General features: G+C 61.1%; 16 protein-coding genes. 13 read left to right on the top strand and 3 right to left on the bottom strand.

The window, feature by feature from the left end; translation table 11 throughout:
• The first annotated feature begins 29 nt into the window (after positions 1–29).
• The 8 genes from hisI (at position 30) to tatC (ending at position 4675) form a co-directional block, all read left to right on the top strand.
• Positions 30–419, top strand: a complete 390-nt coding sequence (gene hisI, locus LAD35_RS17280; protein ID WP_224150195.1) for a phosphoribosyl-AMP cyclohydrolase — start codon at positions 30–32, stop codon at positions 417–419.
• A gap of 66 nt (positions 420–485) precedes the next feature.
• A complete protein-coding gene (locus LAD35_RS17275) occupies positions 486–890 on the top strand; it encodes a phosphoribosyl-ATP diphosphatase (RefSeq protein WP_224150194.1) in 405 nt (134 codons plus the stop codon).
• Positions 887–1276 carry a DUF4870 family protein gene (locus LAD35_RS17270; protein ID WP_224150193.1) on the top strand — a complete coding sequence of 130 codons (390 nt, stop codon included), beginning with the start codon at positions 887–889 and terminating at the stop codon, positions 1274–1276. Before LAD35_RS17275 ends, LAD35_RS17270 begins: the two co-directional genes overlap by 4 nt.
• Complete coding sequence (locus tag LAD35_RS17265; RefSeq protein WP_224150192.1) at positions 1269–2381, top strand: patatin-like phospholipase family protein; 1113 nt, start codon at positions 1269–1271, stop codon at positions 2379–2381. Before LAD35_RS17270 ends, LAD35_RS17265 begins: the two co-directional genes overlap by 8 nt.
• 109 nt (positions 2382–2490) lie before the next feature.
• On the top strand, positions 2491–2847 hold the full coding sequence (locus LAD35_RS17260; protein ID WP_224150191.1) for a histidine triad nucleotide-binding protein: 357 nt from the start codon (positions 2491–2493) through the stop codon (positions 2845–2847).
• A gap of 95 nt (positions 2848–2942) precedes the next feature.
• On the top strand, positions 2943–3191 hold the full coding sequence (tatA, locus tag LAD35_RS17255; protein ID WP_184707077.1) for a Sec-independent protein translocase subunit TatA: 249 nt from the start codon (positions 2943–2945) through the stop codon (positions 3189–3191).
• A gap of 78 nt (positions 3192–3269) precedes the next feature.
• Complete coding sequence (gene tatB, locus LAD35_RS17250) at positions 3270–3806, top strand: Sec-independent protein translocase protein TatB (protein ID WP_224150190.1); 537 nt, start codon at positions 3270–3272, stop codon at positions 3804–3806.
• A 74-nt stretch (positions 3807–3880) separates the two neighbouring features.
• A complete protein-coding gene (gene tatC, locus LAD35_RS17245) occupies positions 3881–4675 on the top strand; it encodes a twin-arginine translocase subunit TatC (protein WP_224150189.1) in 795 nt (264 codons plus the stop codon).
• Positions 4676–4965: 290 nt separating this feature from the next.
• On the opposite strand, the gene LAD35_RS17240 is transcribed toward tatC, so the two are convergent.
• Entirely contained in the window at positions 4966–6138 is a 1173-nt protein-coding gene (locus LAD35_RS17240; RefSeq protein ID WP_224150188.1) for a S1C family serine protease, read from the bottom strand.
• A gap of 370 nt (positions 6139–6508) precedes the next feature.
• On the opposite strand from LAD35_RS17240, the gene LAD35_RS17235 reads away from it, so the two are divergent.
• The gene (locus LAD35_RS17235) at positions 6509–7837 is read left to right on the top strand and encodes an MFS transporter (RefSeq protein WP_224150187.1); all 1329 of its coding nucleotides are present in this window, start codon (positions 6509–6511) and stop codon (positions 7835–7837) included.
• On the opposite strand, the gene LAD35_RS17230 is transcribed toward LAD35_RS17235, so the two are convergent.
• Entirely contained in the window at positions 7821–8384 is a 564-nt protein-coding gene (locus tag LAD35_RS17230; RefSeq protein WP_224150186.1) for an AmiS/UreI family transporter, read from the bottom strand. The genes LAD35_RS17235 and LAD35_RS17230 overlap by 17 nt on opposite strands.
• Before the next feature lie 31 nt (positions 8385–8415).
• Between LAD35_RS17230 and LAD35_RS17225 the strand changes: the two genes are divergently transcribed.
• Positions 8416–9168: a Nif3-like dinuclear metal center hexameric protein gene (locus LAD35_RS17225; protein WP_317986714.1), complete on the top strand. Its 753-nt coding sequence runs from the start codon at positions 8416–8418 to the stop codon at positions 9166–9168.
• A gap of 74 nt (positions 9169–9242) precedes the next feature.
• Positions 9243–10283, top strand: coding sequence for a 4-hydroxythreonine-4-phosphate dehydrogenase PdxA (gene pdxA / locus LAD35_RS17220; protein WP_224150185.1), 1041 nt, complete (start codon positions 9243–9245; stop codon positions 10281–10283).
• Between the two features lie 141 nt (positions 10284–10424).
• On the opposite strand, the gene mscL is transcribed toward pdxA, so the two are convergent.
• On the bottom strand, positions 10425–10853 hold the full coding sequence (mscL, locus tag LAD35_RS17215) for a large conductance mechanosensitive channel protein MscL (protein ID WP_224150184.1): 429 nt from the start codon (positions 10851–10853) through the stop codon (positions 10425–10427).
• A gap of 134 nt (positions 10854–10987) precedes the next feature.
• On the opposite strand from mscL, the gene petA reads away from it, so the two are divergent.
• Positions 10988–11584, top strand: a complete 597-nt coding sequence (gene petA, locus LAD35_RS17210) for a ubiquinol-cytochrome c reductase iron-sulfur subunit (RefSeq protein WP_224150183.1) — start codon at positions 10988–10990, stop codon at positions 11582–11584.
• A gap of 9 nt (positions 11585–11593) precedes the next feature.
• Positions 11594–13072 (top strand): cytochrome b, encoded by a 1479-nt coding sequence (locus LAD35_RS17205; RefSeq protein WP_224150182.1) that lies wholly within the window; start codon positions 11594–11596, stop codon positions 13070–13072.
• The last annotated feature ends 7 nt before the right edge of the window (positions 13073–13079 follow it).

Genomic DNA, 13079 nt, shown 5'->3' with positions numbered 1-13079 from the left:
GGGTATCGCAGATCGCCGACAATCGCCACATGACTTGGCTAGACGACATAAAGTGGGATGCGCAGGGTCTGGTGCCCGTCATTGCGCAGGAAAAAGGCTCGGGCGATGTCCTGATGTTTGCCTGGATGAACCGCGAGGCGCTGCAGAAGACGGCAGAGCTGCAGCGGGCGGTGTACTTCAGCCGCTCGCGTGGCAAGCTGTGGTTCAAGGGCGAGGAGTCTGGCCACGTGCAGCAGGTGCACGAGATTCGCATCGACTGCGACAATGATGTGGTCCTCCTGACCGTGACGCAAACCGGCCACGAGCCGGGCATTGCCTGCCACACGGGCCGTCACAGCTGTTTCTACAGCGTACTGCGCGAAGGCCAGTGGCAACCGGTCGATCCGGTCTTGAAAGATCCTGAATCCATCTATAAATAAGGGCCATGGCCCAAAGCCCTGGCCCGAAGCCTTTGCCATAGGGGCAGGGCGAAATACATTGCTGTTATGACCGACAAGAATTCTTCCTCTGCCCTGCCTGCAACCGATGCGCTGATGCGCCTGGCGGAGCTGCTGGAGTCGCGCAAGCCCGCCAATGGCGGCGATCCGGAGTCCAGCTACGTGGCACGCCTGCTGCACAAGGGGCCGGATGCATTTCTGAAGAAAGTGGGCGAAGAGGCCACCGAAGTCGTGATGGCCGCCAAGGATGTCGACCACGGCGCACCCGCTGCCAAGCTGGTGTACGAAGTGGCCGATCTGTGGTTTCATACCATGGTGGCGCTGGCCCACTATGGCCTCAGCCCGCAGGATGTGGTCAATGAGCTGGTGCGCCGCGAAGGCTTGAGTGGCCTGGAAGAAAAGGCCATGCGCAAGGTCAAGAGTCGTGAAGCCGAAGAAGGGAGTGTTCCATGAGTGATGTGATCGAAGTCAAAGCCGTGGATGCGGCTGAAATGGAAAGCCTGAAAACCTGGGGTTGGGTGAGCTATTTTCTGCACCTGATCGTGGCCGTGGCTGCGGTGGTGCCAAGCGCGCAGGTCAGCGTGTTCCTGCTCGTCGTGGCGCTGGTGATCGATCTGGTCAAGCGTGGCGATGCCAGGGGTACCTGGCAGGAGAGCCATTTTTCCTGGCGCATCCGCAGTGTGATCTGGGCGGGCATCCTGTATGTAGTGACTGCACCGCTGTGGATATTCTTTCTGGTGCCGGGATGGATCGCCTGGACCATCATCTCGATCTGGTTCCTCTACCGCATCGTGCGCGGCATGGTCGCCATGAACAAGGACCAGGCCGTCCATGGCTAACCACATCGAGCCGGCAGACGGCGCGCTGTCCCCGCAGGCGGCTGAGGCGGGTGGAACTGCGCCGCAGCGCACGCGGCTTGCACGGTCCAAGGGCGTTGACGAGAATACGCCGCCCATCAGCCTGGCGCTGCAGGGCGGCGGCTCGCACGGCGCTTTCACCTGGGGGGTGCTGGACGCCCTGTTGGAAGAGCGCAGCCTGTGGTTTGAAGGTGTCAGCGGCACCAGTGCCGGGGCCATGAATGCGGTGGTGATGGCCTACGGCTATGGCCGCGCGGCCGTCGAAATCAAGGACAGGCGCGAAGCCCATGAAGCGGGCTGTGAAGCCGCTCGGGCCAGCCTGCGTCAGTTCTGGGAAGGCGTGGGCACCATGGGCAGCCTGATGGCGGGCGTGCCTGCGGCGGGCAAGGCCATCATGGACATGATGAGCCAGTGGTTCTCGCCCTACCAGACCAACCCGCTCGATATCAATCCGCTGCGCCGCCTGCTGGAGCGCGTGGTGGATTTCGACTTTCTGCAGCAGGAGCAGGGCAAGAGCGCGCCGCGCGTCTTCGTCTGCGCCACCAATGTTCGCACCGGCAAGGGCGAAGTCTTCAGCGGCAAGCGGCTTTCGGCAGACGCAGTGATGGCATCCGCCTGCCTGCCCATGCTGTACAAGGCGGTTGAGGTGGGTGACCAGTTCTACTGGGACGGTGGCTATTCCGGCAATCCGCTGCTCTATCCGCTGATCTACCAGACGGGCAACAGCGATGTGCTGCTGGTGCAGCTCAACCCGATCGAGTATGACGAGGTGCCGTCCAACGCGCAGGAAATCATGGATCGCATCAATGAGATCACATTCAACGCCAGCCTGCTGGCCGAGTTGCGTGCCATGGGCTTTGTGCGCCGTCTGCTGGAAGAGGGCAAGCTCGATTCCGAGCGCTACAAATACATGCTGATGCACCATGTGGATGGCGGCAAGGTGCTCAAGGCCTATGGGGCATCGAGCAAGAACCGCTCCGACATGGCCTTTGTGCGCGAGCTGATGGACAAGGGGCGCGAATCGGGCCTCGCCTGGCTCAAGCGCCACCGCGCCGATGTTGGCGTGCGCTCGGGCTTCAAGGTGTAATGGCGCTGTCGCCCGTGCTGCGGGTGCAGCAGGCCGATTGCGCTATGCTTGGTATAGCTGCATGCGCACAGTGGATGCGCACCAAGGCATCTTTTTACTCATGAATCTTATGCACGATCCAAACTGCATTTTCTGCAAAATCATCGCGGGCGATATCCCTTCGAGCAAGGTGTATGAAGACGAGGACATGCTGGTCTTCAAGGACATCCACCCGTCCGCACCCGTGCATTTGCTGATGGTGCCCAAGCGCCATATCCCGTCGATGGCCCAGGTGACTGCCGAGGATGCGCCCCTCCTGGGTTGCATGATGGTCAAGGCGCCCGAGCTGGCCCGGGCCAATGGCTGCAACCCTTATCCCGAAGGCGGCTTTCGCCTCATGGTGAATACGGGCGAAGAGGGTGGCCAGGAAGTGCACCACCTGCACATCCACATCCTGGGCGGCGCCCGTCCCTGGCGCAAAGGTTGATTCCAGCTTGAGTTAATACCGCGCTGCGTGACAGTATTACGAAACTTGCAGGCGCCCGGGGCGTCTAAAATGTTTGCATTCGCAAGGAGAAATTCATGGGTTCCTTTTCTATTTGGCATTGGCTGATCGTTCTGGCCATCGTGGTGCTGGTGTTTGGCACCAAAAAGCTCAAGAACATTGGCTCGGACCTGGGCGGTGCCGTCAAGGGCTTCAAGGATGGCATCAAGGACGGCAACGAAAGCGCCGCTGCCCCAGCATCTACCACTACGGCTCAGCAGCAGGTGGGCCAGACTCCCGTGGCAGACAAGACCACGATCGACGTCGAAGCCAAGAACAAGGGCTGATGCGCCGCATGCCCGTGACGACCGTGCTGGCCATGCCCGTGCGGTCGCTGTCGCTGGCCTGCCATCGTTGGGACTGGAATGTTTGATCTCGGTATCTCCAAAATGGCCTTGATCGGTGCGGTGGCACTGATCGTGATCGGCCCCGAAAAACTGCCGCGCGTGGCCCGCACGGTTGGCACCTTGCTGGGCAAGGCGCAGCGCTATGTCAATGACGTGAAGGCCGAGGTCAACCGCTCGATGGAACTCGACGAGCTGCGCAAGATGAAGGACAGCGTCGAATCGGCAGCGCGCGATGTGGAAAGCACGATCCGCACCAATGCCTCCGATTTCGAAAAGAACCTGAACGACGAGGCGCATGGCGTCAAGGGCGCACTGTCGGGGGAGTCGTCGACCGGCGAAGACAACTTCTACACCGCAGACCCCTATGCCGAGAGCTATGGCAGTACGGCTTCGTCCGTCTCTCCGGTGTACCAGCACCCGCGCAAGAACTGGCGCGTCAAACGTGGCGCGACGCCCCAGTGGTACAAGCACCGCGCAGGCGTGCGCACCCACGTGCAATCAGGGGCAGCCCGGGTCGCCCGTTTCCGGCCCAAGTCGCGCGGTCCCAAGGCGTGATGCGGAGAATGCAGGGTAGCGGCCTCGCGTCCGCCCGCAACTGACGGCAGGCACCTGTTCACAAGAATTTTTCCATGTCCGAAACTCCCTCCCAAGAAGACGAACTGGCCGGCACCGAGCAGCCCTTCGTGCAGCACCTGATGGAGCTGCGCAACCGCCTGGTCTACAGCATCGGCGGCATTGTCGTGGCCTTGATCCTGCTGGCCATCTGGCCTGGCCCCGATGGGCTGATGAACTTCATCGCCCACCCCATCAAGGCGCACATGCCGCCTGACGCCAAGCTGATTGCCGTCGGCGTGTTTTCGCCGTTCATCGTGCCGCTCAAGGTGCTGGGGATGGCGGCGGTGCTGCTGGCCCTGCCCTGGATCATGTACCAACTGTGGGCCTTTGTGGCGCCCGGGCTCTACAGCCATGAAAAGCGCTTTGCACTGCCACTGATATTTTTTGGCAGCCTGCTGGCCTACGCTGGCATTGCCTTCGTGCAATTGTTCGTGCTGGACCGCATGTTCGGCTTCATCCAGCATTTCACGCCGTCAAGCGTGGCCGCAACGCCCGATATCGCCTCTTACGTCGAAGCCATTCTGTCGCTGTATCTGGCTTTCGGCCTGGCGTTTCAGGTGCCGATTGTCGTGATCCTGCTGGTGCGCCTGGGCATTGTCGAAATCGACAAGCTCAAGTCCTTCCGCGGCTACTTCATCGTGCTGGCCTTCATCATTGCCGCTGTGGTGACGCCGCCCGATGTGCTCTCACAGATCTCGCTGGCGGTGCCCATGTGCATTCTGTATGAGATTGGCATCTGGGGCGCAACCTGGTTCTCGCGCAACGCGCCAAAGAAGGACGAAGAGGCGGACACCAACAGCGCAGCCTGAGCGGCTGCAGATGCGATGGCCTGCTTACGGGTCTCAAGAGCAGAAAAAAAGCCCCGGCTGCTTTCCAGCACGGGGCTTTCTTTGTTTTTGCCGATGCTCGCCGTAGTGGGGGAGTTTTGGCGTTTTTGGTTGAAGTCTGCTACGAAAAGAAGAGCTTCATGCGCTTGATGTCATTGAATTTCAACGATGTTTCTTGACCGTGGGCAGAGGCATTTCAGCAAGCGATGTTTGCTGAAATGCCGGGCATGGGGCTCTGCCAGACCTGGGTGTCTGCTCCTGCAGGCAGCGGTTCAGCGTCGCCCCTGAGGCATCTGCGGCACGGCGCGCCCGCTGGCGGGGCGGGTATCCGGCGTGATGCGGATGGTCAGGCTGCTTTCGTTGCGGCGGATCTGCATCTGCGCTTCGGTGCCGGGCATCAGGCCGGCCACGGCGGTCAAAAGCTCTTGCACATGGCGCACGGGCTTTTCACCCACCTGGGTGATCACATCACCGGGGCGGATGCCTGCCTGGGCTGCCGGGCCATTCTGCAGCACGCCGGTGATGATCACACCCTCGTCGGCTTTCACGCCAAAAGTCTCTGCCAGCTCGGGCGTCAGGTCGTTGGGTTCCACACCGATCCAGCCGCGCGTCACCTTGCCGTCACGCACGATGCTGTCGAGCACGTTCTTGGCAATGGCCACAGGGATGGCAAAGCCGATGCCCATGCTGCCGCCCGAGCGCGAATAGATGGCGGTGTTGATTCCCACGAGGTTGCCATTCACATCGACCAGCGCGCCGCCGGAGTTGCCCGGGTTGATGGCGGCATCGGTCTGGATGAAGTTCTCGAAGGTGTTGATGCCCAACTCGCTCCTGCCCAGTGCGCTGATGATGCCGCTGGTGACCGTCTGGCCTACGCCGAAGGGGTTGCCGATGGCCAGCACCTGGTCACCGACTTCGACCGATTCCGAATTGCCCAGCACGATCACGGGCAGCTTGTCCAGCGTGATCTTGAGAATGGCCAGATCGGTCTCCGGATCGGTGCCAATCACCTGGGCCTTGGATTTGCGGCCGTCGGTCAGGGTCACTTCGATGTCGTCGGCTGCTTCCACCACATGGTTGTTGGTCAGCACATAGCCATCGGGGCTGATGATGACGCCGCTGCCCAGGCCTGCCTGGTTCTGTACGCCCTGGTCGCCGAAGAAGAACTGAAACCACGGATCGTTGGCACGCGGATGGCGGACCTCGGTGCTGGTATTGATGCTGACCACGGCAGGGGCGGCCTTCTTGGCTGCGGGGCTGAAACTGCTGGTGGCGACTGCGGCATGGGTGCTGTCGTCCTTGGGCGCTTCAATCAGGGCAATACCCGCATTGCTGCGCACATTTTTATTGCGCTGCAGCCAGCTGGGCTGCAGGGTAGCCACGACGAAATAGATGCCAAGCAGTACGGTGACTACCTGGGTAAACAGAAGCCAGAGGCGTTTCATAGAGGCGAAAGGGAAGAGGATGCCATGGGTCTGGAGCGCACCAATGGCGGCCCCGCATGGGGTGATTATGTCATTCGTGTCCGGACGCCTCTGCTTTTGCGGCTGCGCCACCCCTTTGTATCGTGCACGGAGGCTGCGGGCATCGCTGATGGCGATGGTTGGTGGGTGCCCGGGCGGTGATTGTTGCAAGGGTTTATACCTAAAATTGTCGTTTTGACTGCGCCTTTCCTGCACATTGCGGTTCCTCGCGAACTGGCCATCCTCCAGGCTTGCCTGCCACGATCCCGTACCCCGGCGATCCCGAACCCGGTGATTGCGCTCATAACTGCGCCGCATTGCACCGCGCTGTCTTCTGAAAGCTAGAGGACACATGACTTCGCAAACCTTCCCCCAAGGCGCTGCCGCTGCAGCGCCTGCCCGCGCGTTGACGCGCGGCGACTACAAGACCCTGGGCCTCTCCGCCCTGGGCGGCACCCTGGAGTTCTACGACTTCGTGGTGTTCGTCTTTTTTGCCAACGTGATCGGTACGCTGTTCTTCCCGGCCGAAATGCCTGACTGGCTGCGCCAGCTGCAGACCCTGGGCATCTTTGCCGCCGGCTATCTGGCGCGGCCATTGGGCGGCATCCTGATTGCGCACTTCGGTGACATCCTAGGTCGCAAAAAAATGTTCACGCTGTCGATCTTTTTGATGGCGGTGCCCACGCTGGTGATTGGCATGTTACCCACCTATGCCTCCATCGGCATTGCCGCGCCCTTGCTGCTCTTGCTGATGCGCGTGCTGCAGGGTGCAGCCATTGGCGGCGAGATGCCGGGCGCCTGGGTGTTCGTGGCCGAGCACGCACCGGCGCGGCACTATGGTTTTGCCATTGGCGCACTCACTTCCGGCATCACCGGCGGTATTTTCCTGGGCTCCATCATTGGCGTGTGGCTCAACAGCAGCTACAGCGCCACCGAGATCCACGACTGGGCTTGGCGCATCCCGTTCATTCTGGGCGGTGTCTTCGGCCTGGTGTCGGTGTACCTGCGCCGCTTTCTGCACGAGACGCCGGTATTTCAGGAACTCCAGGCACGCAAGGAAGCCGGGCGCGAGTTGCCGATCAAGACCATTCTGCGCGAGCACCGCGCGGCCTGCGTGCTGGTGGCGTTGATGACCTGGGTGCTGTCCACTGCCATCGTGGTGGTGGTGCTGTTCACCCCTGCCTATCTGCAGAAGGTATTCCACATTGACCCGGCCTCGGCCATGAAGGCCAATGCGCTGGCCACGGTCACCCTGACGCTGGGATGCGTGTTCTGGGGCTGGCTGTCCGACCGCCTGGGTACCCGGGTGGTGATGATGCTGGGCTGGCTAGGCATGAGCGCTACCGCCTATGTTTTCTACCTGGGCCTGCCGGGCACCGATGCGTCGCTGTTGTGGTCGTATGCGCTGGTGGGATTCTTTGTGGGCAGCATCTCGCTGCTGCCAGTGGTGGGCGTTCGCGCCTTCCCGGCGCCGGTGCGCTTCACCGGCCTGTCCTTTGCCTACAACATGGCCTACGCGGTATTTGGCGGGCTCACGCCCATGCTGGTCTCCGTCTGGCAGCAGACCGATGTGATGGCACCTGCCCACTACGTGGCAGCCATGGGCATTCTGGGCGCGGTGCTGGGTTTCTGGCCCCTGGCCAGCACGGGCTGGCAACCTAAGCCTACCAGCGGCCGGTGAGCATGAGCAGACCCGGCGCCCAGCAGGTGCCCACGCCGCAGGCAACGGTGTAGTGCGGCAGCAGGCGCAGGCGGCGGCCCAGGCCCAAGGAGACGAAGAAGAGCAGCCACAGGCTGGCCCATAGCAACCAGAGTGTCGCCATGCGCCAGTCCTGCTGCGCTGCAGCAAAAACCAGGGCGCTGATGGCCACGAAGCCGCTGTACCAACCCAGCCCCTCGCCCTTGAGGCCAAACCAGTGGGTGGCCGCCGCATACAGGTAGGTAAAGGCGAACAGCAGGCCGCCCGCGCTTGCAAGGTAATCCGGCGTGCCGCCTGCGCGCACCAGCCCCAGCAGGTTGGTGAAGAGTGCCAGCAGCCCCACCAGCAGGTTGAGTGCCACCGTGTCCCGGGGCGCGATGCGGCCAGCGAGCGACAGGCCATTGACGATCAGAACCGCGCCGATGAAAAGAAGTGCAACGCCAAGCATGGGGAAATCAGGTGGAGGGGCAGGAGGAGGGCGCGCCAGTGTAATGGCCACTCTGCGGTGGTTATCGTGTGTTTCAGGCATAAGAGAAATTCCCTTCTGAGACAATTGCGCCATGACGACCACCCGCCAAGACATGCTGCAGGCCTTCAATACCCTGCTGCAACCCGAACGATTCAAGGACTATGGCCCCAACGGCCTGCAGGTCGAGGGCAAGACCGAGATCCGCAAGCTGGTGAGCGGCGTGACCGCGTCGCGCGCGCTGATCGATGCGGCCATCGCCGCCGGGGCAGATGCCATCTTTGTGCACCATGGCCTGTTCTGGCGCGGGTATGACGGGCGCATCACCGGCTGGATGAAGCAGCGCATTGAGCGCCTGATCAAGCACGACATCAATCTGTTTGCCTACCACCTGCCGCTCGACGCCCATCCGGAACTGGGCAACAACGCGCAGCTAGGCGTGCACCTGGGCTGGCAGGCAGACGGGCGCTTCGGGGAGCAGGATCTCGGCTTTATCGGCAGCATCCCGGAAGCGTCTGCACAGCAGATTGCGGCGCAGATACAACAGGCCCTGGGTCGCTCCGTCACGCTGGCGACAAGCGAAAACCCTCGCCCCATCCGTCGCATGGCCTGGTGTACCGGGGGGGCGCAAAGCTTTTTTGAGGCCGCCATCGCGGCCGGTGCCGATGGTTTTTTGACCGGCGAAATCTCTGAACCGCAGGCCCATCTGGCACGCGAGACTGGTGTGAGCTTTTTTGCCGGTGGCCACCATGCCACCGAGCGCTACGGAGCCCCGGCTGTGGCAGCGCTGGTGGCACAGCAACTGGGCGTTGTGCACGAGTTCATCGACATCGATAATCCGGCCTGATTTTGCTATTCATTTAATAGCTTTTGCGCTTGATGAATATGCGCTGGAGCTTGTTTTAATCAAAGGTTTGTGCCGTGAGCCGCACTCCACTTCTGGCCATCACCCAGGGCGATCCCGCCGGTATTGGCCCTGAGATCATTGCCAAGGCCTTTCGTGATGCGCCTGAGCGTATGCAAGGCTGCTTCGTCGTGGGCGACGTGGCCACCCTGCGCCGCGCCGCGCAGTTGCTGCAAGGGCCGGGGCGCTGCGCCTTGCCTGTTGCGGTGATTGCAGCCGCGCAAGATGCGCTGCAGGTACCGCCGCGTTGCGTGCCGGTACTGCCGCTGCCTAGTTTGCCCGGCCCGCTGCCCTTTGGGCTGGTGCAGGCAGAGGCGGGGCGCGCTGCTGCGGCCTGCGTGCAATGGGCTGCGCGCGCGGCCTTGCGCAGGCAAATTGATGGCCTCGTGACAGCCCCCTTGCACAAGGAGGCACTGCATCTGGCGGGGGTGGATTTTCCCGGCCATACGGAACTTCTGCAGGCAGAAGCCGCGGCCCATGCCGGTGTGCCCATTGCACAGATGCCGGTGCGCATGATGCTGGCCAATGAATCGTTGCGCACCGTTCTGGTCAGTATTCATGTCTCCCTGCGCGACGCGATCGATGCGGTGACGAGCGCCAATGTACTGGAGACGCTGCACATCACCCACGCAGCGCTTGAGAGGTCGCTGGGCCGTGCGCCGCGCATCGCTGTGGCAGGGCTGAATCCGCACGCAGGCGAGGCCGGCCACATGGGGCGTGAGGAGATCGAGCAGATTGCTCCGGCCGTTGCAGCGGCCCGGGCGCAAGGCATGGATGTGACGGGCCCCGAAGCGCCCGATACCGTCTTCATGCGCGCACGCAGTGCGCCGGGCAAGGTGGGCGAATTTGATGTGGTGGTGGCGATGTACCACGACCAGGGTCTGATTCCCGTGAAGTATCTGGGGCTGGAGCAGGGCGTCAATGTGACCCTGGGTCTGCCGCTGGTGCGTACCAGCCCGGACCATGGCACGGCGTTCGATATTGCGGGACAGGGCGTGGCGGACGCAGCAAGCCTGATCGAGGCGGTGAAGACGGCGCAACACCTGGTCGCGGTCTGAGATTTCGCGTTCTTTCTGCCTCTGGGCTGCTCGCCGACCACCGGCGGGAACGCAACGAATGGCCCGTGAAAAAAGAAAGCAGCCTCTCGGCTGCTTCTCTTTGCAAAATTTTGTACGAGCGGTCTATATCGTTGCGAAAGATCAACGTTTCTGCTGCAAACTGTCGCGAATTTCACGCAGTAACACGATGTCTTCAGCAGGTGCTGCAGGGGCCTCGGCAGGTGTTTCGCGCTTGAGGCGATTGATCTGCTTGACCATCAGGAAGATGATGAATGCCAGGATCAGGAAGTTGACCGCGACGGTGATGAAGTTGCCATAGGCAAACACCGGAATGCCCGCCTTTTTCAGCGCATCGAGCGTGCGTGGAATACCGTCGGGAACGGTGCCAAGCACTACGAAAAGATTGGAAAAATCCAGTTTGCCGAAGATCATGCCGACCAGCGGCATGATGAGGTCGTTCACAACCGAATCGACAATCTTGCCGAATGCGCCACCGATGATCACACCGACGGCCAGATCCATCACATTGCCTTTAACCGCGAACTCGCGGAACTCCTTCATGAAGCTCATACCAGGCTCCTAGCATAAATAAACATGGGCTACAGTATCGCTCAGCTTCGAGGGTTTCGGCGCATTGCATGACAGGGGGCTCCATCCGTACAATCCGCCCAAAACCGAGATATAAGCCTTGATCAAGGAGCCCCATGAGTGATTCTTCCATCGACTCCAGTAAGCGGACGTGGCTGATAGCGTCAGGATGTGCAGGCGCAGTGGGTGGAGTTGCCACTGCAGTTCCCTTTGTCAGTTCTTTCCAGCCTTCGGAGAAGGCCAAGGCCGCCGGTGCAGCGGTCGAGGTGGATATCTCGGAGCTCAAGCCCGGCGAGAAGATCACTGCAGAGTGGCGCGGCAAGCCCATCTGGATCATGCGCCGCACCCCGGAGCAATTGGCTGAATTGCCCAAGCTCGACGGCCAACTGGCCGATCCCAAATCAGAGCGTACGGCGTATCCCACGCCTGATTACGCCAAGAACGAAACCCGCTCCATCAAGCCCGATGTACTGGTCGTGATCGGTATCTGCACCCATCTGGGCTGCTCGCCGACCGACAAGCTGGCGCCTGGCCCGCAGCCATCACTGCCCGATGACTGGAAGGGCGGCTTTCTGTGCCCCTGCCACGGCTCGACATTCGACCTCGCTGGCCGCGTCTTCAAGAACAAGCCCGCACCCGATAACCTCGAAGTGCCAGCGCACATGTATCTCTCGGATACCAGGCTGCTGATCGGCGAAGACAAAAAGGCATAAGGAGGCGGCATGGCACACGAATTCAAGGACATATCGCCCAATGCCTCCATTGGCGCCAAGGCGAGCAACTGGCTGGAAAACCGTTTTCCCACGGCTTTTGATGCCTATCGCGTTCACATGTCGGAGTACTACGCTCCGAAAAACTTCAATTTCTGGTACATCTTCGGCTCATTGGCGCTCCTGGTGCTGGTGCTTCAGATCGTCACCGGCATCTTCCTGGTGATGCACTACAAGCCAGACGCCAATCCGGTGGGTGGCGTGATTGGTGCGCCAGCCGTGGCTTTTGCCTCGGTCGAGTACATCATGCGTGACGTGCCCTGGGGCTGGCTGATCCGCACCATGCACTCCACGGGGGCCTCGGCCTTCTTCGTTGTGGTGTACCTGCACATGTTCCGTGGCCTGCTGTACGGCAGCTATCGCAAGCCACGCGAGCTTGTCTGGATCTTTGGTTGCGCCATCTTCCTGTGCCTGATGGCAGAGGCTTTCATGGGCTATCTGTTGCCCTGGGGTCAGATGTCGTATTGGGGCGCGCAGGTGATCGTGAACCTGTTCTCGGCCATTCCCTTCATCGGCCCTGATCTGGCGCTGCTGATTCGTGGTGACTATGTGGTCGGCGATGCCACGCTGAATCGCTTCTTCAGCTTCCACGTGATTGCCGTGCCGCTGGTGCTGCTCGGCCTGGTGGTGGCCCACTTGCTGGCTTTGCACGATGTGGGATCAAACAACCCGGATGGCATCGAGATCAAGGGCCCCAAGGCGGCCAAGGATGCCAAGGGCAATCCGCTCGATGGCATTCCTTTTCACCCTTACTACACGGTGCACGACATCTTCGGTGTGGCTGTTTTCCTGTTCATCTTCTCGGCCATCGTGTTCTTTGCGCCGGAGATGGGGGGCTATTTCCTCGAATACAACAACTTCATTCCGGCCGACCCATTGAAGACGCCGAACCACATTGCGCCCGTGTGGTACTTCACGCCGTTCTATTCGATGCTGCGAGCCATCACCAGCGAAATGATGGTTGCGCTCTCGGCCATCCTCATCATTGCCGTTGCCTTTGTCTGCGTGAAGACGCGCATGGCTGGTGCCCTCAAGGGCCTGCTGATTGCCGTGGCTGTCGTGGTGCTGGCGCTGTTCGGTGCCTTTGCCTTTACGGGCATCAAGGCGCTGTCGGGGATTGATGCCAAGTTCTGGGGCGTGGTGGTGATGGGCCTGGCAGTCATCATCCTGTTCTTCCTGCCCTGGCTTGATCACAGCCCGGTCAAGTCGATCCGTTACCGCCCGCACTGGCACAAATATGTGTACGCGGTGTTCGTGGTCAATTTCATCGTGTTGGCGTATCTGGGAGTACAGCCTCCATCGCCCATTGGCGAAAAAGTCTCACAGGTGGGTACCTTGTTCTATTTTGGTTTCTTCCTGCTGATGCCTTGGTGGAGCCGCAAGGGAACGCCCAAACCGGTGCCTGACCGGGTTACCTTTCATGCGCACTGAGCCCGGG

Origin of the sequence: Comamonas odontotermitis (assembly GCF_020080045.1) — a bacterium.
GTDB classification, from domain to species: Bacteria; Pseudomonadota; Gammaproteobacteria; order Burkholderiales; family Burkholderiaceae_C; genus Comamonas; species Comamonas odontotermitis.
Note: the sequence above shows the minus strand (reverse complement) of the source record. Positions and strands in the feature narration are given on the sequence as shown.